Below are 26013 nucleotides of genomic sequence, written 5' to 3' on the forward strand. Positions count from 1 at the left end.
GACCGTCTTCGGCGTCGTTGCTCTACTCGGGCCATGTCGCTCGAAGAGCCGTTGAAATTCGCCTACTGGGTCCCGAACGTGAGCGGTGGCCTCGTCACGTCCGACATCGAACAGCGGACGGACTGGGGCTACGAGTACAACCGGGATCTCGCGGTCCTCGCCGAGAACAGCGGGTTCGAGTACGCACTCTCGCAGGTGCGCTACACGGCCAGCTACGGCGCCTCGTACCAGCACGAATCCACCGGGTTCAGCCTGGCGCTGCTGCTCGCGACGCAGCGGCTCAAGGTGATCGCGGCCGTCCACCCCGGACTGTGGCACCCCGGTGTGCTGGCGAAGTTCATCGCCAGCGCCGACGTCATCTCCGGCGGCCGCGCGGCGGTCAACGTCGTGAGCGGGTGGTTCAAGGGCGAGTTCACCGGCCTCGGCGAACCGTGGCTGGAGCACGACGAGCGCTACCGGCGGACCGAGGAGTTCATCCGCGTGCTGCGCGAGCTCTGGACGAACGACCACGCCGAATTCCGCGGCGACTTCTACCGGATCCACGACTTCGACATCAAGCCGAAGCCGGTCGCGGCGCCGCACCCGGAGATCTTCCAGGGCGGCAACTCCACCGCCGCGCGCAAGCTCGCGGGCAGCGTCTCGGACTGGTACTTCAGCAACGGCAAGGACTTCGACGGCTTCAGCGAGCAGGTTTCGGAGGTCAGCGGGTACGCGGCCGGCAACGGGCGGACCGTCCGGTTCGGACTCAACGGGTTCCTGATCGCCCGGGAAACCGAGAGCGAAGCTCGCGCGGTCTTGCGGGAGATCGTCGACAAGGCGAACGTCGAGGCGGTGGAAGGGTTCCGGTCGGCCGTGGCACAGGCCGGGAAGTCCACTTCGGACTCGAAGGGCATGTGGGCCGACTCGGAGTTCGAAGACCTGGTGCAGTACAACGACGGCTTCCGCACGAAGCTGATCGGCACCCCGGAGCAGATCGCCGACCGGGCGATCGAGTACAAGCGGCGCGGGGCTTCGCTGCTGCTCCTCGGGTTCCTGCACTACCTCGAGGACGTCGAGCACTTCGGCAAGCACGTGCTGCCGATCATCCGCGCGAAGGAGCAGGACCTGGCTCGCGGCGCGGCCACCCCGGAACCGCTCGGAGTCTGACCCGCCCGGAGTCTGACTCGCCCGCAGGGGCGCCCCCCGTTTTCTACGCTACCCGAGGGCACCGACAAAACCGGCGGCCGGTTAGCGTGAGCGGGTGAACTTGTGGGCGGGAGCCGCGAGCCTGGCGCTCCTGGCCGCGGTGCTGGTCTTCGCGATCGTGCGACCGCGGGGCTGGCCGGAAGCGGTGGCCGCGGTGCCGGCGGCGGGTCTCGCGCTCCTGCTGGGGCTCGTCCCGCCCGCCGCGGCCGGGGAGCGCGCCGTCGAGATCCTCCCGACGCTGGGCTTCCTGGCGGCGATCCTGCTTTTGTCCTTTTTGGCCAGTGTGGACGGTGTGTTCAGCTGGCTCGGCAACCGGCTGGCGGAGGCCTGCCACGGCCGTCCGAAGCGGCTGCTGGTGCTCACCTTCGCCGCGGCGTCCGGGGTGACGGCGGTCCTCAGCCTGGACGCCACGGTCGTGCTGCTCACCCCGGTGGTGCTGGCGACCGCGACGAGCCTTCGCCTGCCGGCCCGGCCGCACGTGTACGCGTGCGCGCACCTGGCGAACTCGGCGTCGACGCTGCTGCCGGTGTCCAACCTGACGAACCTGCTGGCGTTCGGCGCCTCGGGGCTGACGTTCGCCGGCTTCACGGCGGCGATGGCGTTGCCGTGGCTGGTCACGATCGGCATCGAGCTGCTGGTGTTCCTGCGGTTCTTCGCGCTCGACCTTCGTCCCCGGGAGACGGCTACGCCTCCGCAGCACCTGGAGACACCGACGTTCGCATTGGTCGTCCTGGCACTGACGCTGCTCGGCTTCGCGCTGGGCCCGCTCGGCCACGTCGAGCCGGTGTGGATCGCGGCGCTGGCCGCGCTGATCCTCGGCGTCCGCGCGCTGGCTTCCGGCAAGATCCGGCCGTGGCAGCTGCTGACGGAGGCGGCGCCGCAGCTGTGCCTGTTCGTGCTGGGCCTGGCGGTCGTGGTGGAGGCGGTCTCGGAGCACCTGCTGGGCGGCGTGCTCCGCTCGGTGCTGCCGTCCTCGACGGGCCTGGTCGAGCTCCTCGTGGCGGCCGGGGTGGCGGCCCTGCTGGCCAACCTGGTCAACAACCTCCCGGCGACGCTGATCCTCCTGTCGGTGCTGGGCCCCCACCCGGCGCCGGGGGTGCTGCTGGCGGTCCTGCTGGGGGTCAACATCGGCCCGAACGCGACTTACCTGGGCTCCCTGGCGACCCTGCTGTGGCGCCGGACTTTGCCGGAGCACCCGTCGGCGAAGACGTTCCACGCGCTGGGGGCGCTGACGACCCCGCTGTGCCTGGCCGCGGCCACGGTGGCCCTGTGGTTCAGCCTGGGCCTGGTGACGTAACCCGTAACCGACGTGATCGGAGCCGGATCTCACGTGATTGAAGCCGGAACTGGCGAGTTCCGGCCTCAATCACGCGAGTTACGGGTCAACTCACGCGAGTTCCGGACTCAGCCGGACATCGTGATCGTCTGGCCCGGCTTCATCGTCGCGCCGCAGTCGTCCAGCGGGCCGCCGAAGCGGTCTGCCGCCACCGCCGGGATCGTCACCTTCGCGTAGTCCTGGGCCGCCTTCAGCTTGGCCGGGTCGGTCACCGCGTCCTTGCGGACCCAGTCGCCGTTCCGCAGGCCCTCGATCGGGGAGCTGTAGATCAGGAAGTAGTCGCGGTCAAGGCGCGGGTCCAGCGCGATGCCGTTGCCCGCCGCCCAGGGGCCCCACGAGTGGATGAACGTCGGCTTCACCGTGTCGAACACGTAGTTGCGCAGGCCCGCCAGGTCGTTGTCGTGGACCAGGTCGGCGATCGGCTTGTTGACCAGGCCCGCCATGTCGACCAGCTCGAGCCGGCTGGTCATCGACGAGCCACCGAGGTCCGGCAGCAGCAGGGACGCCTTCTGGACGCCCAGGATGTCCGCGTACGTGTTGAACCCGCGGCCGAAGCGGTCCGCCACCAGGCACGCCGTGATGTTCGGGTTCTTCGCGAACCCGTCCGCGGCCTGCGCGAACCCGATCGCCGACGGCACGAACGCGCCCACCAGCACCACGACGATCCCGATGCGCAGCAGCGCTCGCCGGTGCTTGAGCAGCTCGCCCGCCGCCAACGTGCCCGCGATGACCGCCAGCGGCCAGATCGGGCTGGCGAACCGGTGCTGGTACATCCAGTCGGCGACCATCACGCCGTACGCGACGATCCCCAGCCCCAGCGGCACCAGCAGCGCGATCAGCGAACGCCGCCACGGCGCCTTGACCAGCGCGAACACGATCACCAGCAGCAGCAGGACCACGCCGGCCCAGCCCGCGTAGCCGGCCAGCTCGAACGGCCGCTTCACGGCGTCGAAGCCGGGCAGGCCCTGCTGCTTGGCCACCGACGGGTTGGCCAGCAGCCGCCCGAACTCCGCATGCCGCCAGACGACGTACGCGCCGAACGGCACGGCGAACGCCGCCACCGACAGCAGCGCCAGGCGGAAGCTCTTCCAGAACAGGCCGCCGCGTAGCAGGCACAGCGCGGCCAGCGGGTACGCGCCCGCGTAGATCAGGCCTTCCGGCCGGGTCAGCGCGGCGAACGCGACCATGACGCCCGCCCACAGCGCGACCTTCGGCGTCAGCAGCTTGTCGCGCTTGACCGAGACGAACAACGTCACGGCCAGCGTGACGACCGCGAACGCGAACAGCGAGTTCTCCAGGCCGGACACGACCCAGATGACGAACGACGGGATCGTCGCCAGCGTCAGGCCGGCGACCAGCGTGACCAGCCAGGCGAAGCGCGTGAAGATCTGCTTCGCGGCGATGTAGCACGCCGTCAGGATGCCGCCGGTGAACAGCAGGCCCAGCGCCTTCGGGAACAGCACGTAGTCGGGGAGGCCGAACAGCAGGCCGTGGTCGAAGAGGCCGACGAGCTTGCCGACGCCGAGCAGCACCATCCACGTCGGGTCGGAGAAGCCCTCGACCGGCGGGGCGCCCGGCTGCAGCACCGGGCCGAGGCCGTCGGCGAAGCTGCGGGCGTAGGAGAAGGTGATGGCGGCGTCGTCGACGATCCAGTGGCCGTAGCGGGCGGCATGAACCGCTACGGCGGCCACCCCCGCCAGTACGGCCAGCACCGGCGCCAGCCGCGCACCCCAGCTCCGCGTGGTCGTCGCGGGTGCCGGGTCCTCGGGGACGTCGCTCGGGGAGGTCTCGGTGAGTGCGCTAGCCGTCATGTCCTCGTCACTGTTCCGCCCGCAGGCTTCTGCCGGTGGGATACGCGCGAGCCGGCGCCCCCTGAAGTGGACCCATCAGTGGATCCGCCACCGCGGCGACGCGGTCGAGACACTGTAGCCAATACCCCATCCGGGGTCCGCCACGCGTCGGCATTGAGCGTGATCCGCCCCACATTCTCGCCGGTCAGGCCAGGTGCGAGGTGTCGTTGACCAGCCGGACCGAAGCGTTCCCGTCCGGGTAGAACTCGACGATCGACAGCGACGCCAGATCCAGGTGCAGCCGGAACAGCAGCTGCGGCCCGGCGTCGAGGCCCATCCGGAGCAGCGTCTTGATCGGCGTCACGTGGCTGACCAGCAGCAACGTCTTCCCGCCGTGTTCGGCGATGAGCTCGTCGCGGGCCTTGCGGACGCGCCGGTGCACGACGTCGAAGCTCTCCCCGCCGGGCGGCGGCACCGCGCTGTCGCCCAGCCACGAACCGTGGAGTTCGGGGTCGCGCTCGGCCGCTTCGGCGAAGGTCAGGCCCTCCCAGTCACCGAAGTCGGTCTCGATGAGGCCGGGGTGGGTCTCGACGCGGCCGCCGAGCGCGTCGGCGACGGCCTGCGCGGTCTGCTTCGTGCGGGTGAGCGGTGAGGAGATGATCGGGACGGCCTCGCCATCGACGACCAAGCCCTCGGTCGCGGCCAGCCGCTTCGCCGCCGCGGCGGCCTGCGCCCGGCCCAGCTCGGTCAGCGGGACGTCGCCGCGGCCGGAGTAGCGGCGCAGCGCCGACATCTCCGTCTGGCCGTGACGCAGCAGGAGCAGCCGGGTCGGTGTGCCGCGCGCGCCGGTCCAGGCCACGGCCGCGCGGTCGGGCCGGCGGGTCGGCAGCTTCGGCACGGCTGGGGAGGTCCCGGGCCGCCCGGCGGCCGGCTTCCCGGTGGCCGCGTCCATCGCTTCGTTGGCCAGCCGGTCGGCGTGCGAGTTCTCCGCCCGCGGGATCCAGTCGTACTTGACGCGGGCGAACCCGGCGGCCAGCTCCTTGGCCCGCTCGGCCAGCGGCTGCATGTCCGGGTGCTTGATCTTCCAGCGCCCGGACATCTGCTCCACCACGAGCTTCGAGTCCATCCGGACGTCCACAGTGGACGCTCCGAGCTCGGCCGCCGCCGCCAGCCCGGCGATCAGACCGTTGTACTCGGCGACGTTGTTGGTGACGACGCCCAGGCTTTCCTTGCGCTCGGCCAGGACCTCGTCGGTCGCGGCGTCCTTGACGACCGCGCCGTAGCCGGCGGGCCCGGGGTTGCCTCGTGAGCCCCCGTCCGCCTCGATGATCACGTGCGACGTCACAGACCCGACTCCATGGTCCGGACCAGGACGGCACCGCAGTTCTCGCACTGGATGACGTCGTCCTCCGGCGCGGCCTTGATCTCGGCGATCGTGTTGCGGTCCATCTCCAGCTGGCACGCGCCGCAACGGCGGGCACGCAGCAGCGCGGCGCCGATGCCCTTGTGCTCACGGACGCGCTCGTACAGCTTGAGCAGCGGCTCCGGGAAACGCGGCAGCAGCTTCGCGCGGTCTTCGTCGCGGCGCGCGCGGGTGGTGTCGAGGTCCTTGAAGGCCTCGTCGCGGCGGGTGATCGCGGCGGCGACCTCGGCCTCGGCCTTGTCGACCTCGGCGCCGGTGCGCTGCGCGTCCAGGCCGAGGGCCTCGCGCTGCTCCATCAGCTCCAGCAGGTCGTCTTCCAGCGCGCTCTGCCGGCGCTGCAGGGTCTGCAGCTCGTGCTCGATGTCGGTCATCTGCTTCGAGTTGACGGACCCGGACGCCAGGAGCTTGCGGTCGCGGTCCTCGCGGGCGCGCACCGACTCGATCTCCTTCTCCTGCCGGGCGATCTCGCGGTCGAGGTCGGAGGAAGCGGTCTCGACGGACACGAGCGCGTCGCGGCGATCGCGGGCGGTCTTCTCCCCCGCGTCGATCTCGGCCAGTTCGGGCAGGGTGCGACGGCGGTGCGCGGTGCGCGAAAGCTCGGCGTCCACCTTGGCGAGCTCGAGCAACTGGCGCTGCACGGCGGGTTCGGCCTTCACGGTGCTCCTCTAAATCGATGTGCGCTCGGCGCGGACGCTCCACGGGTCGGTGCACCGCGTGGAGACGTGAACGTCGACGTTACCCGCAAACGCGTCGGCCACGACCGCCGAGGCTTGCCCGCACCAGGGCCATTCGCTGGCCCAGTGGGTCAGCCCGACCAGCGCGGGCACGGGACCCGGGTTCGCGAGGTGCTCGCCGGCGGGGTGATGCCGCAGGTCGGCGGTGACGAAGGCGTCGACCCCGGCCGCGGTGGCCTGCTTCAGGTAGGAGTCCCCGGCCCCGCCGGACACGGCGACGGTGCGGATCGGGCGGTCCTCGTCGCCCGCGCCGAGCACGCCGGGCACGGTCGCCGGCAGCGCGTCGGCCACGCGCTGGACGAACGTCGCGAACGGCTCGGCTTCGGGCAGTTCGCCGAGGCGGCCGATGCCGGTGACGCCGTCTTCGTTGGGCGCCAGCGGACCGGTCACGCGCAGCCCGATCGCCCGCGCGAGGGCGTCCGAGACGCCGGGGTCGGCGGAGTCGGCGTTGGTGTGCGCGCAGTAGAGGGCGATGCCGGTGCGGATCATCCGGTGCACGAGCGAGCCCTTGGCGGTGTCGGCGGGGACGCCGTGCACGCCGCGCAGCAGCAGCGGGTGGTGCGCGACGATCAGCTGCGCGCCGAGGTCGGCAGCTTCGTCGATGGTCTCGGTGACCGGGTCCACGCAGAACAGCACGCGCGTGACGGGCTCGGCGGGGTCGCCGCAGACGAGGCCGACGGCGTCCCACGACTCGGCGAGCGCGGGCGGGTAGGCCTGTTCCAGGACGGTGATGACTTCGGAAAGCGCGGGCACCCGGGGATCTTCGCATGCACGGTGCCGGGCCACTCGAGTACTGGCGGTGGCGCACGCGCGGGCCGCGTGCCCCACCCGTTAGGGGGCGCTCCGGCGGCGGTCTGACCCGCCGCCGCGAGCGCCGGGTTGAGCGTCAGTTGCAGTTGCCGCAGCAGCCGCAGCCCTGTCCGGTGCACTTCGAGCAGCACCCGTGCATGATCGCTCTCCTTCCGGTTCGCGTCCTCGCGCAACCGACGCTAAGTGGCCGCGCGGGGCAGCGGGTACCGCCGAGCGAGCGGGTGACCGGGTGAACCGGCCGGTTACGCTCGCGACGTGACGCACCTCGTCTTCGTCTGAACGAAGACTCACGATAGCATCTTTTCATGACGCTTCCCCAGGCCGCAGCCATCTATTTGCGCATAAGCGACGACCGCGAGGGCCGCGAGCTGGGCGTTGAACGCCAGGAGGAGGACGCGCGAGCCCTGGCCAACCGACTGGGGATGACCGTGCGGCGCGTCTACAAGGACAACGACATCGGCGCCTCGACGCGCTCGAAGAAGACCCGGCCGGACTACGGCCGGATGCTGCGCGATGCTCGTGCCGGGCACTTCGGCATGATCATCGCCTACACCAGCGGGCGGCTCACCCGTCGGCCGCGCGAGCACGAGGGCCAGATCGAACTCGCCGAGCAGCACGGCATCGAGTTCCGGTACGTGGCATCGCCGAGCTTCGACCTGAACACCTCGGCGGGCCGCCGGATCGCCCGTATCCTCGCCGCAAACGACGCCGGAGAGGCCGAGGACATCGGGGAGCGCGTGAGCAGGCAGAAGAAGCAACTCGCCGAGGCGGGCGGCTGGACCGGCGGCAGGCGCCCGTTCGGCTACGAGACCGACGGCATGACGCTTGTGCCTGACGAGATCGAAAAGGGCCGCGAGGCGGCCGAGCGCGTGCTGGCCGGGGACAGCGTGCGCTCGCTCTGCCTTGAATGGAACGCCGCCGGGATGACCACGACGTCGGGCAAGCCGTGGGACGGCTCGAATATGCGTCAAATGCTGCTCCGGCCCCGCAACGCGGGGCGTGTCGGCAAGATCCCGCCGGGCACGACGGACTTCAGGAGGGCCCTGGAGAAGCTCCCGAAGGCCCAGTGGAAGCCGATGTTCGCCCCAGACGACCGCCAAGCCGCCGAGGACCTGTGGGTAGCCCTGGCGCTCAAGCTGGCCGCTCCGGGCCGCCTGGGGAACCACGGGGCCACGTCGCTGACTCTGGTCGGCTCCCACCTGTTTTTTTGCTGGTGCGGCGAGATCGAGCGCTCGGGCGGCAACACGGCGTCGGGCATGCCGCGGTATATGTGCAAAGGCAACGGACACACGAGGCTCGCGAAGCCCGTCGATGAACTGGTCCGCGCGGTGGTGTGCGCCCGCCTGGACCGCGAGAATGTGAAGCTGCTCAAGCCGACTCCCGACCGAGAGCCGATCATGAAGCGGCTCGCACGACTTGAGGCCCGCGCGGAGGAAGCCGCTGCACTCTTCGGCGACCCGGACAGCGGCTACACGGCGGAGCAGTTCAAGACCACGAACGCCCGGCTGCGGCCGGAGATCGAGAAGGCGAAGCGGGAGCTAGCCGATCTAGCCGACGGCTCGGCGCTGGACGGCATCGCTGACGCGGCGAGCCCGAGCCGCGCATTCCTGGCGAAGAACATCGAGCGCCAGCGGGCCATCATCGGCGCCCTGGTGACGGTCACGATCCTGAAGGCTCCGCGTGGCCGGCATGCGTTCGACCCGGAGACGGTCGAGATCCTGCCCCGCTGAGCGCTCAGCCTCGCCCGGGGCGAGTAGCGCGGTCACGTGCTGGCGCTGCTCTTCGGTGATCGGGGGCCAACCGGCGACGAGTGCGCGTGCGTACTCCTGCATCGCGTCGTTCGCCTCACTCGTCACGCTGCCCAGCCTAATACAGAAGGCGCAATTCTTGCGCACATACCCCTGCATTTCTTGACTTCACAACAAATGTGCAGGTCAGAATTTTGCAGCCATTCTGAGGGCGGCCAGTAAATTGCCGAGTTGATTAGCCGCCCTGGGCGCGGCTCGAATATTACCGCAGTTCACGTCACGGTTGCGGGGGTTGCACGGCTACAAAATTTCCGCATAAGCTGCATGCACTCCGGCCGGACAGGTCCTCAAAACCGTTCCCGCGCCCGGGCCTCCGCGGATGGCGCCCCGAGACAGCCAACCTCCATTCCCTTCCTTATACATCACGGGAGAACGCTGTGTCTGAAACAACTGCTGCGGCACGCGCCCTTGCCGCCGCGCGCTGGCAGCCCAAGAGCCCTGCGGAACGCCGCGAGTCCGCCCGGGCGACCCAGGACGGCTTGCGCCGTCGCTTCGCGCGCGAGGTCGACCCGGACAACCGGTTGCCCGCCGCTGAGCGCGCCGAGCTGGTCGAGCAGCGCAGGCATGAGCACTTCGTGCAGTGCGGACGCGCCTCGGCCGCAGCTCGCCGCGTGCGCCGTGAGGCGCAGGGCGGCGGTGCCTGATGCCCAACACGAAGAACGCCGCCCCGGCGGGACCCCGGGGCGGCGCACGAACTGCATCCGACGACAACAGTCAGCACGATTTTACCGCGCTAAGGGTCGTGGGTGGAGTCCTGGACAAGTCCATTGAGGACTCGATCGCCCGGCATCCGGCCGGCAAGCGGCGCCCGGAGGGAGAACGCCGATGAACGCGAACTCCGCCTGCTCCGCATGCATCCCGCGCCGCGACGGCCGCACCGTGCCCGCCGTCCTCCACACATGCGCGATCAACCCGGAGCCCGACACCTGGCGCCGCGACTTCGCCACGCTCGTCCTCACCGAAGGCCAGCCCTTCGAGCGCCCCGCCCTGCCCCACGAACGCGAGATCGCCCACGGCGTCACCACCGCGATCCTCGAACCCACCCCCGACGGCGGCATCACCCGCACCCTCGTCGACGATGACGACGACGGCCGTGTAATCGGACTCTCCTCGACCATCGACGGCCACGCTGCCCGGGGGCTGGCGTGACCGACTGGAACGCGGCCGTCGCCGCTATCACGCCCGAGCCCTTCACGCCCCTGGCGCGCGCCGGGGCGCTCGCCGACCTCGCCGACCGGCTGCGCATCCAAGCCCAGAACGACAGCCGCAGCAGCCTGCGCCGCATGCTGACCCACCTGCGGCACTGCGGCGTCGACGAAGACCGCTGGCCCCGGCTGGCCGCGCTCCACCCCTACAGCGCCGGAACCAACCCGGCCGTTGTCGTCGACGTGGTCAAGGACGAGATCGTCGACCACGACCTCACCGAACTGGGCCTCGCCCGCCGCATCGCCGACCAGCACATCCCCAACCTCGCCTGGGCCGAGCTGAACGGCGGCTGGGCCCTGTGGGACGGGCGCCGCTGGCGCACCAGCGATACTAAGCACCAGGCCCAGGCCCTCGCCGTGCGGACCGTCGACCTGCTCAAAGGGGAGGTTGCCCGCGCCGAGGCCGCCGCCAAGATCGCCGCCGAAGACGCGGCCGCCGATGAGACGCTGAAGGAAGCCGCCGATGGCGCCAAGGCCCACGCCAAGGCGGTGCGCGCGTTCGCCCAGCGCGCCCAGAGCGCTCGCACGATCGCCAACGCTCTGACGCTGTCCCACTCCGAAGGCCTCGCCGTCGATGCCGAGAAGTTCGACGCCGATCCCGCGCTGCTCACCGTCACCAACGGCACGCTCGTGCTCGGGCAGACCGCGCACCTGCGCGAGCACCGCCGCGCTGACCGGCTCACCCGCGTCACCGCCGCGCCCTACGACCCCGACGCCCGCTCGGACGAGTGGGACGCCTTTGTCGCGCACGTCATCCCCGACGCCGAGGCGCGCGCCTACGCCCAGCGGCTCATGGGCTACACGCTCTTCGGCGAGAACACCAAGCGAAAGCTGATCTTCCTCAAGGGCCCGACCAGCAGCGGCAAGTCCACGTTCCTGAAGATCATCGGTAAGGTGCTCGGCGACCATGCCGGACCCTTCTCCGTCAGCCTCTTCGCCGGAAAGCAGACCGACGCTGCACGCCCCGACATCCTCAAAGCACTGCCCCGGCGCCTCATCTACGCCGACGACCCGCCCGAGCGCTGGGCCATGCAGGCCGACGAGATCAAGTCACTCGCCGGGAACGCCGTCCAGGAGGCCCGCCGGATGCGCGCCGACGAGTTCGTCGAGCGCGTCCCCGCCTTCACCGGATGGATCGCCTGCAACAAACCGCCCACGATCGTCGGCGTCGACCAGGCCCTCTGGCGCCGCCTCGTCGTTGTGCCCTGCGGCGACCCCGTCGACACCGAGGACACCACGCTGGAGACACGGCTGTCCGGCGAGCATGCCGCCGCCGTGCTGGCGTGGTGCGTGCGCGGCTGGAACGCCTACCGAGCCGAGGGAATCGACAACCCGCCCCACGCCGTCGACGTCGCCACCCTCGAACTGCGCGACAGCCTGTCCGTCCTCGACACGTGGCGCGCCGAGTACACCGAGCCCGGCGCCGAGTACACCGCCGTCATGGCCGACCTGTGGGAGTCGTTCAAGGCATGGTGCGACTACGCGCAAATCAAGGACGCCGACCGCCTCACCCTGACCGCCTTCGGGCGTGGCCTCGCCGACCGGGGCTACAGCACCCGCAAGGTCGGACCAAAAGACAAGCGGGTCACCGCACGCATGGGGCTGCGCCTGCGCGCCGTGGAAGACGCCGACCGCCTCACGCCCTGACCTCAGCACAGACAGCGCCCCGGGAGCACACCGCGCCCGGGGTGCTGTGGTGTCCAGGTGTGTCCGGGTTGCGGCTAGGTTTGACGAAAACCTGGACACCGGGTTTCCGCAGATCAGGATGGATAGTCAAGATCAAGTGTCTAGGTGTCTAGGTGTCTAGGTTTTGCGACAGTCGCCCTAAAGAGGATTTCTTAGTTGGCCACCTATTCATATAGGGCTACAGGGCACGAAACCGGGACACCTGGACACGGCCGCGCGATCGCGCGCTGAGCTGTGGAAACACGGTGTCTCGGTGTGCTCGGAACCTGGCCGCAACCCGGACACCATCTGGACACCCGGGTGAGCAGCGGCTCAGCCGGGCAGCACCGGCTCACTGTTAGCGCATCAACGTGGGATTCGGCGCAGTTCCCCTGCGTGCGTTCGTTCCCATCGAGCGCGGTTGCCGTCTTCGAAGGTAATGGCGAAGCGGATCTCCTTGGTGATACGGCGCAGGGCAGCGACGTCAGCTTGCCTAGGCTTCGCTTCGTCGGTGCCGATGACTCGATCTGGGCCGACGAAAGGATGGCCGGCCTGTCTTTCGACTTCTTTCTCGACCCAGAACGCGACGTGAGCGGTTGCTGGCTCCCGCGCTGTCGGCGTGGTGACAGGGCGGAGGTCCGTCATCGGGAAGTCGCCGATCGGGTTGTCGTTGTAGTAGATCACCACTTGGACGTTAAAAACGGGCAACGGCCCCGAGTTCATATACACGACGCGATACTCAGACTGGCTAACGTGCTCGATCCACACCAGGAACTTGGTTGCATATTCACGCTCCTCTGCCCTCTGGAGCTGTTTCTCGGTGCGGCGCCAGCCTTCGATGGCGATCCAGACCGCGGCCCCGGCGGCTGTGATGGACCCGAAGCCTCCGATCCAGCTGCCCCACGCTGCCCACCAGTTGTCGCCTCGATGCTGCCCTTGGCTGACGGCGATCAGTACAACCATGCCGAGGGCGGCGACCGCACCGAGGTAGCGAACATCGAACTTGCCAAAACGCATGCAAGGAGTGTCGTACGACGGGTTTCGAGCGTTTCGGCTGGGGGCCTGAGACTCAGGCCTGGGATCAGGATCCGGGGTTAAGTGCTCAGGTTGACGTTCTGTGCGTGCGCCAACCCGTGCACCTGCGATGACCCTGACCTACTTGATGCCCTTGTCCAGGTCTTCCACCACAGCGGCGAGCCGGCGGAGGGCATCCGCTGCGTCCACCTGCGGAACACCGTCGGCCGTGATCTCCTCCACCGGGATGGCCGTGTGGAGGTGGAGCTCCGTCTCCTGCGGTCCGTGTGATGTTCGATTGACGTTGAACGACTTGAAGCCATGGCGCTTCAGTGCAACCTCGGCTTCCGCGTAGTCGACCTCGCGGTCCACGCGGAGGCCGACGCCAATTCCGCCGCTGAACAAGCTGATCATGGTATTGCCTTCCCTCTTGGTGATGTTGACGTAGTCGCTGCGCGTTAGCTGCCTGTTTCATCGGGCGAGGGTCACGACAGCATTCAGATTCTGTTGGTATCCAGATACCGCGGGTACTCTGATCGCATGTCGATCTCGTGGCGCGGCGGCAGCACCCGCCGGTGGCGCAAGCTGCGCGCCTACGTGCTCGACCGCGACCGCTGGGTCTGCCAGCTGTGCAACCAGCCGATCGACCCGAAGGTCAAGCACCCCGATCCGGAGTCCGCCCACGTCCACCATCTCGACGGCAAGGTCTACGGCGACGACCTCGACCGGATGGTGGCCGTGCACCGGCGCTGCAACCTCGCGGCTGGCGACCCCACCCGGACCGCGGACCCGGAACCGAAGCGGGTGACCGCATGGTGACGCTGGTCTGCGGGCCGCCCTGCGCGGGCAAGAACTACTACGTCGAGCAGCGCCGCAAGCCCGGCGATCTCGTGCTGGACCAGGACGCCATCGGCGCCACCGCGTACCGGGCTGGCGTCGACGAGCTGCGCAGTGGCCGGCCACCGGGCGACGTGTGGGTGATCCGCTGTCTCGGCGGGGCCAGCCGACGCGCCGACTTCGCCCGTCAGATCCAGGCCGACCGCGTGGTGCTGCTCGACCTGCCGGACTCGGTGCTCGTCGAGCGGGCGCAGCAGCGGACCGAGCCGCACCGGCACATCGCCGCCATCAAGTACTGGCGCACGCAGGAGGACCGCGACCCCGGCGGCGACCCCGTGCCCCGATCCATGACCAGGTGGTGAGGGGCATGACAAGGCATGCAGTCGATCAAGGCTCTGACCTGCGCGAACGAGTGTGCGCAGTGGGCTATGCGCTGACCTGCGGTTTTTTGGATCACCCGGCCGCCCTGGACATCCGCGCCCCTATGTCCTCTCTCTCCCCGGCCGCCGGGAGCCCGCGATGACCGAGCACACGTGCCGCCACGAGGACGTCCACGGGGCCGTGAAGGACGCGCTCGACGCGCTCGATCTGGACGACGAGGACCAGGCTGCGGTCGCCCTGGCACTTCGGCTGGGTTCTGCGATCGACGCGGAGGAGAACGGCCGGACCGTGGCCGAACTGGCCGGAAAGCTGCTGTCCACGCTGGAGTCCTTAGGCGCCACCCCGGCCGCGCGGAAGGCTGTGCTGCCGCGCTCGGCTCCGGCAGAGCGTTCGGCGGCCCAGCGCGCCAAGGACGAGCTGAAGGAGCGTCGCACGGCTCGGGGTGGCGCGTGACGGCCGCGGCGATGGAGCCGGTCGTCTACGGCTCGACGACGCCTCGCCTCTGGACGCCCCCGCTGGTGCAGGGCCCACCGGGCCCGTGCGGCTGCGGGTGCGCGCTGACCCCGGCGACGTCGTACGGCTTCAAGGTCGAGACGTTCGCCATCAACGTGGTGGAGCGACCGCTGGACCCGTGGCAGCGCTGGGCGGCGATCCACGGGGGCGAGCTGTTGCCCGATGGCCGGCCACGCTTCAAGAAACTGCTGGTCCTGGTCGCCCGGCAGAACGGCAAGACCGAGCTGCTGGTGATCCTGATCCTGTTCTGGCTCTTCATCGAAGAGCGGAAGCTGGTGCTTGGCACCTCCACGAACCTGGACTACGCGAAAGAGAGCTGGGAAAAGGCCGTCGAGCTGGCTGAAGCGATCGACGCTTTGGCGGAGGACATCGCGCCCAACGGCGTTCGCCGGGCCAACGGCGAGCAGGTTCTGAAAACGATCTATAAGGCGCGATACAAGATCGCCGCGTCGAACCGGAAGGGCGGCCGGTCGCTGACAATCGACCGCCTGGTGCTCGACGAGCTGCGTGAGCACGCCGACTGGTCGGCCTACGACGCCTCGGTGCCCGCGATGAACGCCGTGTTCGACGCGCAGGGGTGGCTGATCAGCAACCAGGGTGACGCGAGGGCGGTCGTGCTCAACTCGCTGCGGAAGGCCGCGCTGGAGTACATCGAGACCGGCGAGGGCGACGAGCGCCTGGGGATCATGGAGTGGAGCGCCCCGGATGGCTCGAAAGCCACCGACGTGGCCGGGATCCGGGCTGCGAACCCGAACGTGGGATACCGGCTGCTGCTGTCGGACATCCTCGGTGAAGCGCGCCGCGTTCAGCGCGCGGGCGGCGCGGAGCTGACGGGCTTCCTCACCGAGATTCTGTGCATGAAGGTCCTGATGCTGGACCCGGCGATCAACAACGACAAGTGGACGGCTCCGGCGCCCGACGGCTGCCTGGACCCGGGCGACATGTCCGAGCTGCGGAACCGCGTGGCGCTGTGTTTCGACGTGTCGATCGACGGCAAGCACGCGACGTTGGCGGCCGCCGCCGTCATGGACGACGGCCGTGTTCGCGTCGAGGTCGTCGAGGCGTGGACGGACATGAAGAAGATGCGCCAGGAGCTGCGCGCCGTAGTGCGCCGCGTCGGCCCGCGCCGGGTCGGCTGGTTCCCGTCCGGCCCGGCCGCCGCGTACGCCGCCGAGCTCGACGACAACGACCAGGACAGCTGGCCGCCCGAGGGCGTCGAGGTCGAGGGGATCCGCGCCGACGGACCGGCGGTCTGCATGGGTTTCGCGCAGCTGGTCGACGCGGCCGAGGTCGCGCACCCGGACGACGAGCTGCTGAACGCGCAGATCCCGAGCACGGAGAAGCTGCGCCGCGGCGACGGCTGGGTGTTCGGCCGCCGGGGCGCCGGCCACTGCGACGCCACCTACGCCATCGCGGGCGCCGTGCACCTGGCCCGAACCCTGCCCGAGGAGAAGCCCGCCGGCTGGTTCGGCGTGGTGTGAGGAGAGCACTGTGGACGCGATCTTGAAGAGGTTCCGGGCAGCGTGGCCACCCGCCGCGCAGGTGCTCGGCGTGCTCGCGGTGCTGGCCGGCCTGGTGCTGCTAGTGGCCGAGACGGCCGGGCCGGTGTTCGGCGTGGTGGCTGGCTTGGTGCTCGGCGGCCTGGTGCTCGGCGCGCTCGGCGTGCTGCGTGAGGCGGGGAGGCTCTGATGGGGCTCGGGAAGACGTTCATGCGCTCGGCCGTCGCCGAGGAGCAGGTGCGGATGATCGTGTCGAACGGCTGGCGGATCGCCCCGGCCTCGGACCTGATCGGCGACACCGGCTGGGGCCACGCGGGGTTCGTGCGCGCGCTCGGCATCCCCGGCGTCGGCCGGGCGGTCAGCCTGATCTCCGACCTGATCGGCGGGCTGCCGTTCGACGCCTACACCACGCACGGCCGCGAGGTGGCGGAGAAGGTCACGCCGCGCCCGGTCCTGCTGGAGCAGCCGAACCCCGAAGAGGTCCGGATCGTCAGCATGGCCGCGTGGGTGGCGGACTACCTGCTGCACGGCAACGCGGTGGGCGTCTACACAGAACGAAACGCGCTCGGCGTCCCGACGGCCGTGGTGCCGGTCCCGGCATGCCGCGTGGGCGTCCGGCGGGTCAACGGCCAGACGTACTCCGTGCTGCCCGAGGGCGCGATCGAGTACAGCATCGGCACGCGGACGTTCTCCGCGCACGACGTCTTCCACGTGAAGGGCCTCGCCGAGCCGGGCGAGCTGCGTGGCCTCGGCGTGCTGGAAGCACACCTGAACGGCCATGGCGCGCTCGACCTCGCCGAGGAGCTGGCGCGCCAGGCGAACGCCATCGCGAACGACGGTGTGCCCACCGGTCTCCTGAAGGCGACCAGCTCGGACGTGACCCCGGACCAGCTACGCGTGGCGAAGGCGCTGTTCCTGGAAACGCAGCGGGACCGCACCTTGGCCGCGCTCGCGCCGAACACCGAGTTCGAGACGCTCGCGTGGGAGCCGGAGAAGCTACAGCTTGTCGAGGCCCGGAAGCTCTCACTGCTGGAGGTGGCGAACGCCTTCGGGCTGCCGCCCCGGTACCTCGGTGCCTCGTCAGGCGACTCGATGACCTACAGCACGTCGGAGACCGAGGCGATCGAGCTGCTGAAGCTGAGCATCGGCGGCCACCTCACGCGGTTCGAGCAGACGCTGTCCCTTGCCTTCCCGCGCGGCACGCAGGTCCGGGCCGACCTCGGCGCGTTGCTGCGCTCCGACACCGCGGCCCGCTACGGCGCCTACAAGACCGGCATCGACGCCGGGTTCCTGCTGCCGTCGGAGGCCCGCGCGAAGGAGGACGACCTCCCGCCGAAGGAGGGCATCGACGACCGGCCGCGCCAGCGGGCGCCGCTCGTGCCCGCTCAGCAGCCCGCGGCCGTCGTGCCGCTCCCGACCCGGAAGGGGAACGCATCATGACCGCCAGGACCCGCAAGCCCGCCGTCAAGCACCCGGCCGCGAAGCCCGTCGCTCCCGCCGAGCCGGAGCAGCAGCCGCCCGCCCCGAAAAACCTCGAGGAAATTCGCCGGCCGGACTCACGCGTCGAGGCGGTCGCTGTCGACGAGTGCATTGTGGATGGCTGTCCGGTGCTGGAGTTCGAGCCAGGCCGCGGCCTGTGTATGGGCCACTTCACCACCCGCCTGGACCTGAGGGAGGTCGCTCGCCATGACTGAAGTGCTGACCCGGCAGTGGATGCCGGAGCTGGAAGTCCGTTCGTCGGGCGACGGCCGGACCATCTGCGGCATCGCCGTGCCGTACGCCCGACCGCAGTACATCGACAGCAGGCTGACCGAGCAGTTCGCCAGGGGCGCGTTCAACGCCCAGCTGCGCGCGGCGCACCGCATCCCGTTCATGCGCGACCACGGCCCGCACGGCGGGAAGCTGATCGGCGTCGCCACGATCCTGCGGGACGACACCGCCGGGCTGTACGGCGAATGGCGTGTGTCGAAGACGCCGGTCGGTGACGAGACGCTGGAGCTGGTGAAGGACGGCGCGCTCTCTGAGCTGTCCATCGGGTTCCGCGAGGGCCAGAACCGCACGCTGTCCGGCGGGGTGATCGAGCGCGCGACGGCGACGCTGACCGAGGTCGCCATCGTGATGGCCGGCGCCTACGGCGAGGCGGCGATGGTCGCCTCGGTGCGTGCCCAGTCCACGGTGGACCGGTTGGGGGAGGCGGCGCAGATCCTCGCGCAGCTCCCCGTGTTGTCCGCCGACGCCAAGCTGCTGACCCGCTCGGCGCATGGCGGCTCGAACCTGAAGTACGGGCCGGGCTCGCCGCTGTGGAAGTACTGGACCGGACCGGAAGGACTCGCCCGCTACGGCGCGGCTGCTGAGCCGTGGACGACGCTGCGGGACGCGCTGCTGAAGGAAGGGGTCCCCGTCACGATGGCCGACGGCCTGGCGACGAACGTCATGCAGGCGACGCCGGCCGGGCGCGCGCTGTTCGCCGCGCATCACGGGAAGATCGCGAAGTAACCGTCTATACGAGTTCGTCGGTTACACTCGGCTCAAACGCGGACGCCGACACCTCGGTCCCTCAAGGAAACCGACACCCCGGCCGCTCGGGCGGAACCCCATCCGTTCCGAGTCCGGGAGGACGGCGCCATGCCGAACCCGTACCTGGTCCGGCTGCGCGAGCAGCACGACGCGCTGCGCTCCTCGATCGAGGGCATGCAGACGCGCGCTGCCGAGGGCAACCGCGACCTCACCGAAGACGAACTCCGCTCGGTCACCGAGCAGGCGGCGCAGCTGAAGACGCTGACCGACCAGATCGAGTCCCTGACGGAGGTCGAGACCCGCAGCCGCCGCGTCGGCGAACTGACCGCCAGTCTCGACAAGGACGAGCAGGGCCAGGAGCAGAACCTCGGCGGCGAGCAGACCCGCTCCCGCACGACCACCCGCGACCGTGACCCGGGGCACTACCGCTCGGCCACCGAGGGCGGTCAGCGCTCGTTCTTCGCCGACCACTACCGGTCCCGCGTGCTCGGCAACCAGGACGCCACGCGGCGACTGGAAGAGCACATGCGCGCGGTCACGCAGGCAGGTGCCGGTGACGGCATCATCCCGCCGAAGTGGCTGGTCGACGAGTACGACCCCCTGGCCCGGCAGGCGCGTGTGGTCGCGGACATGGTCCGTCGGCTTCCGCTCGGCCGCGATCCGCGTCCGCTCACGCTGCCGAAGCAGACCGCCGGCACCGACGCGAACATCATCGACCAGGCAGCCGAAGGCACGAACACGGCGAGCTGGGGAACGGACCGGTTCGACACCGACAAGGACACCCTGACCCCCACCACGAAGGCCGCGTACCAGGACGTGTCGCGGCAGCTGCTCGACTCGTCCAGCCCGGCCGTCGACTCGCTGATCTTCGGCGATCTGCGCGCGGCGTGGGACGCGAAGGTGGAGGGTCTGGTCTGCGCGGCGATCCTCGCGGGCGGCACCGCGACCGGTGCGACGTTCGCCACCGAAGCCGCGTTCAAGGCCGCCGACGGTGGCGCCATCGACGGCGCGATCGACGCCCAGACCAACGTCGCTTCCGACCAGCGCGGCATGGCGGACCTCGTCATCATGAACTTCCGTCGCTGGGGCGCGCACCGGAAGCTCAAGGACAGCACCGGTCGCCCGCTCATGCCGGTGTCGCGCTACGGCCCGACCAACGCCCGTGGTGCCTTGGGCAACCTGCTCGTCGGCGACATCGAGGGCATGGACGCGGTCGGCACCGCCGGTGTTCCGACGGCCTACGCGGAGAAGTACGCCGTGCTCCGTCGCCACGCCGTCATCCTCGGCGAGTCCGACGTCATGGACTTCACCTACGAGCAGGTTGTGGGACCGAGCGCCGTCCGGATGGGCATCTGGGGCTACGTCGGCACCCTGGTGCGCCACCCGAACAGCGTCGCGATCATGACCGTGACGGCTGCCTGATCATGGCGACGACGTGGCCGCCGCTGCTGGCGGACTTGAAGACGGATATGAACTCGCCCGCTGGGGCGAGCGACGATCCGGCGCTTCAGGCATGCCTTGACGCGGCGGTCACGGTGGTACAGCGGGTCCGGTCCGATGTGGACTACCGGCCGAACCCGCTGCCCGGTGTCACGGTGCCGGATGCGGATCTCGTGCTCGGCACGCTTCGACTGGCTGGCCGCTGGTTCACCCGCCGCCGGTCGCCCGAGGCGTTGGTGACCATGGGCGAGATGGGCTCGGCCCGCGTCCCGTCGTTCGATCCCGACATCGAGCGGCTGCTCCAGATCGGACGGTTCCGAGGGCCGGTGTTCGCATGACGACCCGGATGCAGGACGCCGTCACCGCGCTGAAGGCCGCGCTCAAGACCGTCGAGCAGCTCGACGGGCGCGTCTACGAGGACCCCGGCGCCACCGTGTCCAGCGTCGGGGCGGTCATCACCCCGCCGACCGTGGCGTGGGACAGCTTCGCCCGGTCCGCGCCGACCGAAGCCACGTTCGTCGTGCACCTGGTCGTCCCGCTCGACGAGTACGCCACCGCCCGGCTCTACGACCTCGTCGAGCCGGTGGTGGACGCAATCGAGGCTGACCCGCTGTTCGCGGTCGCCTCGGCATCCCCGGGCCTGCTTCAGCAGGGCGGGACTCAGCTCCCCACGTACGCCCTCACGGTCGACGTGGGTTTGTAGGAGGAGGAACCGATGGGCTCGCTGACCGCTCGGCGGCTGAAGCTGCTGAACCTCACGATCGGCACGGTGTCGGTCGAGTGCCAGCTGTCGAGCTGGAACCTCGACCCCGGCGTGCAGGACGGCGACCGGCTGTACAGCTACTGCCCGGACGGCGTGGCGATCGCGGAGACCGACGCCGAGCCGACGCTTCAGGTGAAGACGTACAGCAAGTGGGTGGCCGGCGGGTTCGAGGACTTCCTCTGGAACAACCGCGGCGTGGTCGTGGACTTCCAGCTCGACCACCACCCGGACATCGCGCTCGAACACGTCCGCTGGAACGGGCAGGTGCTGATCCAGCCCGCGCCGGTCGGCGGCGACCGGGGCGACCAGGAGATGACCGAGATCACGTTCATGTGTGTCGGCGACCCCGAGTTCTCGCGGCCGTAAGGGAGATCGAAGAGATGGCACGTCAGTCCGTCACCACGCAGAAGATCACCCGTGCGGGAACCGTTCCGAGCGCGGCGTCCCCGAACGTCGACGGCGACATCATCGACACCGGCGCATCGGTGTTCCTGCTGCTGTCCAACACCGGCGGCTCGCCCGCCACCGCCGTTGTGGTCTCCCAGGCCACGTTCGACGGCCTCGCGGTCGACGACCTAACGGTGTCGCTCGCGGCCGGTGCAACGAAGGTGGTCGGCCCGATCTCGTCGGGCACGTTCGCTTTCCCCGAGGGCGACGCCAACGCGGGCAGGGCGTTCGTGAACTACACCGGCACCCCGGGCGATATCAAGCGTTCCGTCCTGTCCTATTAGGAGCCCGCATCATGATGACCTTGAAGATCACCGGCGACAACGGGTTCGACGCCGAGGTGATCGCGAAGCCGCGGCACATCCTCGCGTTCGAGCGGGCGACCGGCACGAAGCTCTCGGACTTCGAGGACGGCGTGTCGATGGCCACGCTGTACCAGCTGGCCCACCTGGTGATGAAGATCCAGCACCCGCAGGACACTCCGGCGAAGCTCGCCGAGTTCGAGGTGACCTTCGACGTGCTGCCGGTCGAGGAGGCTGAGGAACCGCCGGGCCCTACGCCCGCGGCTCCCTGAGCTACACGGTCCTGGGGATCGCCGTAGCCACAGGCATTGCGCCGCAGTACATCGGCCGACTCGACGAACGATCGATCACCACGATGGCCTGGATTCTCGAACAGGCCGAGAAGCAAGCCAAGGGAAAGACCTCGGGGACAGGTGAAGTCCCGAGCCGCTACGGCTCCGCCCAGATGTCCGGATAGGCGCGAGGAGGTGCACCCCGATGGCGAAGTCCACGCTCGTCGTGAAGGTGCGCATCGACGGTGTGCGGGAGATCCTGCGTGCCTTCAGCGTGCTGCCGAAGGACGCGCAGAAGGCGATCCGCGACCACTCGCAGGCGCTGGCCCGCAAGCTCGCCGTCAAGGCCGTCGTCGACGTCTCTGTCCACGGTGGACCGCAGGGGCCAAACCTCGCGACCACGGTTAAGGCCGTGCGCGACCGAGTGCCGGCCATCCAGGTCGGCGGCACACGCAAGCTCGGCCGCCATCGTGCGCCCGCGTACGGGACGCTGTTCGGCTCCATCTTCGGCATGAACGGCCGCTCCGGCTGGTACTCCGCTACCCGCTACGGCAGTTCGGCCGGCCGCCAGTATCGGCCGCACGAGGGCGGCGCCTACGCGTTCTTCCCGCTCGTCGAGCGCGAGGCTCCGACGATCTCGCGTGAGTGGCACGCGGCGGTCGACGAGGTCGTGCGCAAGTTCACCGAAGGCGGTGCGTGATGGCCATCGGTGAGCGCACAGTCAAGATCAAGTTTGACGGGTCCAGCACGGGCCTGGTGGCCGCGGCGGCAATCGCCAAGGCCGAGATGAAGTCGTTGAGCGATGACGCCAAGAAGCGCACCAAGGCGCTCAACGACTTCGCTGGTGGCGTCGGCAAGGCCGCGCGCGGCGTGCTCGACCTGATGTTGAAGGCGTCCACCGCCGCGTCGGTCGCCAATCTGCTGCCCGTCGCCATCAACGGGATCGTCGCCGCCGCCGGCCTGCTGCCGCTGGCGGTTGCGGGCGCGTTCGCTTTCGCCGGTGCCATGATCGCCGTCAAGCTCGGCGCCGACGGGGCGAAGCGTGCGTTCTCCCAGTTGAATCCGCAGGTGACCGCGCTCAAGTCCGCGGTGTCGTCGAGCTTCGAGTCCGCGCTGCTGCCCGCCGTGCGGAACCTTCAGGGCCTGCTACCCAAGACCACCAGCGGGTTCCAGCAGATCGCGACCGCGATGGGTGGCGTGGCCACAAAGGTCACGGGCGTGGTCGCCTCGGCGAAGGGCACCGAGCAGGTCAACACCCTGCTGTCCGGCACAGCTCGGATCATCCAGAACGTCGGCAAGTTCCTGGCGCCGGTGATCGCCGCGTTCCTGCGGATCGGCGCCGTCGCGATGCCGATCCTGGTCCAGCTGTCCGGTGGGCTCGGCTCGGCCGGCGAGAAGTTCAACGCCGCGGTGCAGAGCTTCGCCGACTCCGGCGAGCTGGAGCAGTGGATCCGCTCGGCCATCGCCGGGTTCAAGTCGTTCTTCGGTGTCGTCGGCGACGTGGTCGGGATCATCTCCTCGGTGCTCGGCGCGATCCAGGACGCCGGGGGCGGGATTGGCGGGTTCATCGGCCCGCTGCTGAAGACCGTGCGCGAGTTCCTCGACTCGGCGCAGGGCCACGACACCCTGGTCAAGTTCTTCCAGTCGCTCAACACCGTGGCCGGTGTGGTGTCCAAGGTGCTTGGTGCACTGCTGGCCGCCGTCGCCCCGGCGATCCCGCCGCTGGCCTCGGCCTTCGCGAACCTCGCGACGACCATCGGCAACATCCTCGTGCCGGTCATCAACTTCCTGGCCCCGGTGCTGGCGAACATCGCGAACTTCATCGCGCAGAACACCAGCTGGATCACCCCGCTGATCATCGCTATCGGCGCATGGGCAGCGGCGCAGTGGCTGCTCAACATCGCGATGGATGCCAACCCGATCGGGCTGGTCATCCTCGCGATCGGCGCGCTGATCGCGATCGTCGCCGTGATCATCACGTACTGGGACCCGATCGCCGACTTCTTCGTGGGCCTGTGGGACACGGTGAAGAACGCCGTCACCGTTGCTGCGCAATGGATCTGGCAACGACTGGTGGACGCCTGGAACTTCATCAAGGGCGCGTGGTCCGGGGTGACCGGCTTCTTCTCCAGCGTGTGGGGCGGGATCACCGGCGGCGTGACCACTGCGATGAACTGGGTCCGCGACCGCTTCAACGACGCCCTGAACTGGATCAAGGGCGCGTGGAACGGCGTCGGGAGCTTCTTCTCCGGGGTGTGGTCGAGCATCGGCAACGGCCTGAAGGGCGCCCTCAACGGCGCGATCCGGCTCCTGAACGGCGCCATCGACGGCATCAACAACATCACCGGCGTCGTCGGCATCCCGGGCATCCCGCACATCCCGTACCTGGCCAAGGGCGGTACCGCGAAGGGCGGCCGTCCGTACATCGTCGGCGAGCGCGGCCCCGAGCTGTTTGTGCCCGGCCAGACCGGACGCGTGGTGTCGAACGCCCAGACCTTCGGCAGCCCGCAGACGATCGAGCTGACCTTGGATCTCGGCGAGGGCATCAGCCAGCGAGTGAGCATCGCGCTCGACAGCGCCGGCCGTCAGACCCGGCGCGCGGTTGCGGCCGGCACCGGGGGGATGCGATGAGCACCACTACGACCTATCTCGACGACCTCGGCCGCGTGCGCGTGGCCTTCACCGGCTTGAACACAGACGCGGATTACGCCCTCGTGGAGCGCTCCACCGACGGCATCACCTGGACCACCGTGCGGGGCGGCGACAAGGTCGGGCTGACTGCCGGGGCTGGCAAGCTCGACGACTACGAGTTCGCTGCCGGGGTCGCGAACACTTACCGCGTGACCGCGGTCGACTCGGCCGCCGTCCAGCCGCACTCGACGGTCGGCACCTTCACCACCGGCAACAACGCGACGCTCAACCCGCCGTTGCCCACCAGCGTGCCGAACGGCGCCATGATGCTGCTGTTCGTCACCCACACCAACACCGCGGCCACGATCACCAACCCGACCGGGTGGACGCTGCTCGCGGGCGGCGCCGGGCACATGGCGGTGTTCTACCGCGTCATGGCCGGCGGGGTGACCGCGCCGTCCGTGGCGTTCGCCGGCGGCGCGGCGGGCGACTCGTGCTCGGCGCAGATCCGGGCGTGGACCAACGCCGACGTGCCCGTGCACGCCGGGCTGCTCACGAACGCGTCGGCACAGAACGTTGCCTACCCGGGCGCGACGCTGGCTCAGGACGGCATCGCGTGGGTGATGCAGGAGTGGAAGAAGTCGGCCAGTACGACGGCAGGAACCCCGGCATCCTTCGGCGACCAGCAGGGCGGATCAAACACTGCCGGGGCCAACAACGAGTCGCACTACACTTGGCGCACCGACGCCACCGTGAACGTCCGCACCGTGACCGCGGGGAGCTCGGTGTGGACCGGCGGCTCGGCCGCGGTGTCTAAGGCGCGGCTGCTGCGGATGACCCGCCGCCCGAACGTCGGAGTCGAGACCTCGTCGATCACGCCGGTACTGGATTCGGTGTGGCTGAAGAACGTCCGCCGGCCGAGCCTGAACCGCAAGGTCACCGTGTCCGGCCTGTCCGAGATCACCCGCCCGGCACGAGTGGCGATCATCGACGTGATCGGCCGTACGATGCCGATCGCCATCAACGACGTGCGCGGGTCCCGGCGGCTGTCCATCACCGTGACCACGCCGAGCCTGGCCGCCGCCGCCGACTTCGACAACGCCACGCTGACCGGGCACGCGGTGTTCCTGCAAGCGCCCGAAGCGCTGTGTGCGGTGCCGACGATGTACGCCACGGTCGGCGACACCACGGCGCGCAAGACTTCCGCGCGCGGCGTGCGCCGATACTTCGACTTGCCGCTGACCGAGGTCGCCGCACCGGCGTCCACGGTGTACTCCGACACCTTCACCTACGCCGACGTGCTCGCTACCTACGCCACGATCGCCGATGTGGTCGCCGGTGCCGCGTCGTACTCGGCGCTGGTGGACAAGGTGTCGACCGCGGTGGTGATCGTGCCATGAGGCCCACCACGGACAGCTTCCTTGCTGCACTGCGCGGCTCT

29 protein-coding genes are annotated in these 26013 nt (G+C 69.6%); 23 read left to right on the forward strand and 6 right to left on the reverse strand.

The genetic code is table 11. The features are described from left to right. The first annotated feature begins 33 nt into the window (after positions 1-33). Both sfnG and AB0C38_RS31740 read left to right on the forward strand, forming a co-directional pair. Positions 34-1146, forward strand: coding sequence for a dimethylsulfone monooxygenase SfnG (sfnG, locus tag AB0C38_RS31735; RefSeq protein ID WP_360680597.1), 1113 nt, complete (start codon positions 34-36; stop codon positions 1144-1146). Positions 1147-1240: 94 nt separating this feature from the next. Next, entirely contained in the window at positions 1241-2482 is a 1242-nt protein-coding gene (locus tag AB0C38_RS31740; protein ID WP_360680600.1) for an SLC13 family permease, read from the forward strand. A 107-nt stretch (positions 2483-2589) separates the two neighbouring features. On the opposite strand, the gene AB0C38_RS31745 is transcribed toward AB0C38_RS31740, so the two are convergent. The 4 genes from AB0C38_RS31745 to AB0C38_RS31760 all read right to left on the reverse strand — a co-directional run bounded on the left by AB0C38_RS31745 (position 2590) and on the right by AB0C38_RS31760 (position 7221). Beyond that, on the reverse strand, positions 2590-4332 hold the full coding sequence (locus tag AB0C38_RS31745; protein ID WP_360680603.1) for a hypothetical protein: 1743 nt from the start codon (positions 4330-4332) through the stop codon (positions 2590-2592). A 184-nt stretch (positions 4333-4516) separates the two neighbouring features. Further along, positions 4517-5656: a bifunctional RNase H/acid phosphatase gene (locus AB0C38_RS31750; RefSeq protein ID WP_360680605.1), complete on the reverse strand. Its 1140-nt coding sequence runs from the start codon at positions 5654-5656 to the stop codon at positions 4517-4519. After that, complete coding sequence (locus AB0C38_RS31755) at positions 5653-6390, reverse strand: C4-type zinc ribbon domain-containing protein (protein WP_360680608.1); 738 nt, start codon at positions 6388-6390, stop codon at positions 5653-5655. Before AB0C38_RS31755 ends, AB0C38_RS31750 begins: the two co-directional genes overlap by 4 nt. A 9-nt stretch (positions 6391-6399) precedes the next feature. Continuing rightward, positions 6400-7221: a Nif3-like dinuclear metal center hexameric protein gene (locus AB0C38_RS31760; RefSeq protein ID WP_360680610.1), complete on the reverse strand. Its 822-nt coding sequence runs from the start codon at positions 7219-7221 to the stop codon at positions 6400-6402. 362 nt (positions 7222-7583) lie between these two features. On the opposite strand from AB0C38_RS31760, the gene AB0C38_RS31765 reads away from it, so the two are divergent. From AB0C38_RS31765 to AB0C38_RS31780, 4 genes are all read left to right on the forward strand, one after another. After that, on the forward strand, positions 7584-9008 hold the full coding sequence (locus tag AB0C38_RS31765; protein WP_360680613.1) for a recombinase family protein: 1425 nt from the start codon (positions 7584-7586) through the stop codon (positions 9006-9008). A 455-nt stretch (positions 9009-9463) separates the two neighbouring features. Next, positions 9464-9730: a hypothetical protein gene (locus AB0C38_RS31770; RefSeq protein ID WP_360680615.1), complete on the forward strand. Its 267-nt coding sequence runs from the start codon at positions 9464-9466 to the stop codon at positions 9728-9730. Between the two features lie 181 nt (positions 9731-9911). After that, complete coding sequence (locus AB0C38_RS31775) at positions 9912-10235, forward strand: hypothetical protein (protein WP_360680617.1); 324 nt, start codon at positions 9912-9914, stop codon at positions 10233-10235. Continuing rightward, positions 10232-11938: a phage/plasmid primase, P4 family gene (locus AB0C38_RS31780; RefSeq protein WP_360680620.1), complete on the forward strand. Its 1707-nt coding sequence runs from the start codon at positions 10232-10234 to the stop codon at positions 11936-11938. Before AB0C38_RS31775 ends, AB0C38_RS31780 begins: the two co-directional genes overlap by 4 nt. 384 nt (positions 11939-12322) lie before the next feature. Here the strand turns inward: AB0C38_RS31780 and AB0C38_RS31785 are convergent, their stop codons facing one another. Then, on the reverse strand, positions 12323-12973 hold the full coding sequence (locus AB0C38_RS31785; protein ID WP_360680623.1) for a hypothetical protein: 651 nt from the start codon (positions 12971-12973) through the stop codon (positions 12323-12325). Between the two features lie 138 nt (positions 12974-13111). After that, positions 13112-13384: a hypothetical protein gene (locus tag AB0C38_RS31790; RefSeq protein ID WP_360680626.1), complete on the reverse strand. Its 273-nt coding sequence runs from the start codon at positions 13382-13384 to the stop codon at positions 13112-13114. A gap of 126 nt (positions 13385-13510) precedes the next feature. Here AB0C38_RS31790 and AB0C38_RS31795 point away from each other — a divergent pair, with 126 nt between their 5' ends. The 17 genes from AB0C38_RS31795 to AB0C38_RS31875 all read left to right on the forward strand — a co-directional run bounded on the left by AB0C38_RS31795 (position 13511) and on the right by AB0C38_RS31875 (position 25972). Continuing rightward, entirely contained in the window at positions 13511-13789 is a 279-nt protein-coding gene (locus AB0C38_RS31795) for a hypothetical protein (RefSeq protein WP_360680629.1), read from the forward strand. Continuing rightward, positions 13783-14169, forward strand: a complete 387-nt coding sequence (locus tag AB0C38_RS31800; RefSeq protein WP_360680632.1) for a hypothetical protein — start codon at positions 13783-13785, stop codon at positions 14167-14169. Before AB0C38_RS31795 ends, AB0C38_RS31800 begins: the two co-directional genes overlap by 7 nt. 157 nt (positions 14170-14326) lie before the next feature. Beyond that, positions 14327-14641 (forward strand): hypothetical protein, encoded by a 315-nt coding sequence (locus AB0C38_RS31805; protein WP_360680633.1) that lies wholly within the window; start codon positions 14327-14329, stop codon positions 14639-14641. After that, positions 14638-16182: a terminase gene (locus AB0C38_RS31810; RefSeq protein WP_360680636.1), complete on the forward strand. Its 1545-nt coding sequence runs from the start codon at positions 14638-14640 to the stop codon at positions 16180-16182. The genes AB0C38_RS31805 and AB0C38_RS31810 overlap by 4 nt, the downstream gene beginning before the upstream one ends. A 10-nt stretch (positions 16183-16192) precedes the next feature. Further along, positions 16193-16390, forward strand: a complete 198-nt coding sequence (locus AB0C38_RS31815) for a hypothetical protein (protein ID WP_360680638.1) — start codon at positions 16193-16195, stop codon at positions 16388-16390. Next, a complete protein-coding gene (locus AB0C38_RS31820) occupies positions 16390-17640 on the forward strand; it encodes a phage portal protein (protein WP_360680640.1) in 1251 nt (416 codons plus the stop codon). Before AB0C38_RS31815 ends, AB0C38_RS31820 begins: the two co-directional genes overlap by 1 nt. Further along, the gene (locus tag AB0C38_RS31825; protein WP_360680643.1) at positions 17637-17894 is read left to right on the forward strand and encodes a hypothetical protein; all 258 of its coding nucleotides are present in this window, start codon (positions 17637-17639) and stop codon (positions 17892-17894) included. The genes AB0C38_RS31820 and AB0C38_RS31825 overlap by 4 nt, the downstream gene beginning before the upstream one ends. After that, entirely contained in the window at positions 17887-18696 is an 810-nt protein-coding gene (locus AB0C38_RS31830; RefSeq protein WP_360680645.1) for an HK97 family phage prohead protease, read from the forward strand. Before AB0C38_RS31825 ends, AB0C38_RS31830 begins: the two co-directional genes overlap by 8 nt. A 129-nt stretch (positions 18697-18825) precedes the next feature. Next, complete coding sequence (locus AB0C38_RS31835) at positions 18826-20139, forward strand: phage major capsid protein (RefSeq protein WP_360680648.1); 1314 nt, start codon at positions 18826-18828, stop codon at positions 20137-20139. A gap of 2 nt (positions 20140-20141) precedes the next feature. Then, positions 20142-20495 (forward strand): hypothetical protein, encoded by a 354-nt coding sequence (locus AB0C38_RS31840; protein ID WP_360680651.1) that lies wholly within the window; start codon positions 20142-20144, stop codon positions 20493-20495. Further along, on the forward strand, positions 20492-20860 hold the full coding sequence (locus AB0C38_RS31845) for a hypothetical protein (RefSeq protein ID WP_360680653.1): 369 nt from the start codon (positions 20492-20494) through the stop codon (positions 20858-20860). Before AB0C38_RS31840 ends, AB0C38_RS31845 begins: the two co-directional genes overlap by 4 nt. 12 nt (positions 20861-20872) lie before the next feature. Then, positions 20873-21286 carry a hypothetical protein gene (locus tag AB0C38_RS31850; protein WP_360680655.1) on the forward strand — a complete coding sequence of 138 codons (414 nt, stop codon included), beginning with the start codon at positions 20873-20875 and terminating at the stop codon, positions 21284-21286. Between the two features lie 14 nt (positions 21287-21300). Next, the gene (locus tag AB0C38_RS31855) at positions 21301-21651 is read left to right on the forward strand and encodes a hypothetical protein (protein WP_360680658.1); all 351 of its coding nucleotides are present in this window, start codon (positions 21301-21303) and stop codon (positions 21649-21651) included. Between the two features lie 11 nt (positions 21652-21662). After that, positions 21663-21941 carry a hypothetical protein gene (locus AB0C38_RS31860; protein WP_360680660.1) on the forward strand — a complete coding sequence of 93 codons (279 nt, stop codon included), beginning with the start codon at positions 21663-21665 and terminating at the stop codon, positions 21939-21941. Between the two features lie 205 nt (positions 21942-22146). Beyond that, on the forward strand, positions 22147-22641 hold the full coding sequence (locus AB0C38_RS31865) for a hypothetical protein (RefSeq protein WP_360680663.1): 495 nt from the start codon (positions 22147-22149) through the stop codon (positions 22639-22641). A gap of 56 nt (positions 22642-22697) precedes the next feature. Continuing rightward, the gene (locus AB0C38_RS31870) at positions 22698-24572 is read left to right on the forward strand and encodes a hypothetical protein (RefSeq protein WP_360680666.1); all 1875 of its coding nucleotides are present in this window, start codon (positions 22698-22700) and stop codon (positions 24570-24572) included. Then, positions 24569-25972: a hypothetical protein gene (locus tag AB0C38_RS31875; protein ID WP_360680669.1), complete on the forward strand. Its 1404-nt coding sequence runs from the start codon at positions 24569-24571 to the stop codon at positions 25970-25972. Before AB0C38_RS31870 ends, AB0C38_RS31875 begins: the two co-directional genes overlap by 4 nt. Positions 25973-26013: the final 41 nt, after the last annotated feature.

The organism is Amycolatopsis sp. NPDC048633 (assembly GCF_040650695.1).
In the GTDB taxonomy this organism is placed as follows: domain Bacteria; phylum Actinomycetota; class Actinomycetes; order Mycobacteriales; family Pseudonocardiaceae; genus Amycolatopsis.

Bases quoted from the DNA above. Each gene is read 5' to 3' on its own strand.
- AB0C38_RS31745 (WP_360680603.1), bottom strand. From the start codon at position 4,332: ATGACGGCTAGCGCACTCACCGAGACCTCCCCGAGCGACGTCCCCGAG.
- AB0C38_RS31765 (WP_360680613.1), top strand. From the start codon at position 7,584: ATGACGCTTCCCCAGGCCGCAGCCATCTATTTGCGCATAAGCGACGAC.
- AB0C38_RS31830 (WP_360680645.1), top strand. From the start codon at position 17,887: ATGACTGAAGTGCTGACCCGGCAGTGGATGCCGGAGCTGGAAGTCCGT.
- AB0C38_RS31775 (WP_360680617.1), top strand. From the start codon at position 9,912: ATGAACGCGAACTCCGCCTGCTCCGCATGCATCCCGCGCCGCGACGGC.
- sfnG (WP_360680597.1), top strand. From the start codon at position 34: ATGTCGCTCGAAGAGCCGTTGAAATTCGCCTACTGGGTCCCGAACGTG.
- AB0C38_RS31820 (WP_360680640.1), top strand. From the start codon at position 16,390: ATGGGGCTCGGGAAGACGTTCATGCGCTCGGCCGTCGCCGAGGAGCAG.
- AB0C38_RS31785 (WP_360680623.1), bottom strand. From the start codon at position 12,973: ATGCGTTTTGGCAAGTTCGATGTTCGCTACCTCGGTGCGGTCGCCGCC.
- AB0C38_RS31805 (WP_360680633.1), top strand. From the start codon at position 14,327: ATGACCGAGCACACGTGCCGCCACGAGGACGTCCACGGGGCCGTGAAG.
- AB0C38_RS31860 (WP_360680660.1), top strand. From the start codon at position 21,663: ATGATGACCTTGAAGATCACCGGCGACAACGGGTTCGACGCCGAGGTG.
- AB0C38_RS31800 (WP_360680632.1), top strand. From the start codon at position 13,783: ATGGTGACGCTGGTCTGCGGGCCGCCCTGCGCGGGCAAGAACTACTAC.
- AB0C38_RS31790 (WP_360680626.1), bottom strand. From the start codon at position 13,384: ATGATCAGCTTGTTCAGCGGCGGAATTGGCGTCGGCCTCCGCGTGGAC.
- AB0C38_RS31795 (WP_360680629.1), top strand. From the start codon at position 13,511: ATGTCGATCTCGTGGCGCGGCGGCAGCACCCGCCGGTGGCGCAAGCTG.
- AB0C38_RS31875 (WP_360680669.1), top strand. From the start codon at position 24,569: ATGAGCACCACTACGACCTATCTCGACGACCTCGGCCGCGTGCGCGTG.
- AB0C38_RS31845 (WP_360680653.1), top strand. From the start codon at position 20,492: ATGACGACCCGGATGCAGGACGCCGTCACCGCGCTGAAGGCCGCGCTC.
- AB0C38_RS31835 (WP_360680648.1), top strand. From the start codon at position 18,826: ATGCCGAACCCGTACCTGGTCCGGCTGCGCGAGCAGCACGACGCGCTG.
- AB0C38_RS31850 (WP_360680655.1), top strand. From the start codon at position 20,873: ATGGGCTCGCTGACCGCTCGGCGGCTGAAGCTGCTGAACCTCACGATC.
- AB0C38_RS31840 (WP_360680651.1), top strand. From the start codon at position 20,142: ATGGCGACGACGTGGCCGCCGCTGCTGGCGGACTTGAAGACGGATATG.
- AB0C38_RS31865 (WP_360680663.1), top strand. From the start codon at position 22,147: ATGGCGAAGTCCACGCTCGTCGTGAAGGTGCGCATCGACGGTGTGCGG.
- AB0C38_RS31855 (WP_360680658.1), top strand. From the start codon at position 21,301: ATGGCACGTCAGTCCGTCACCACGCAGAAGATCACCCGTGCGGGAACC.
- AB0C38_RS31825 (WP_360680643.1), top strand. From the start codon at position 17,637: ATGACCGCCAGGACCCGCAAGCCCGCCGTCAAGCACCCGGCCGCGAAG.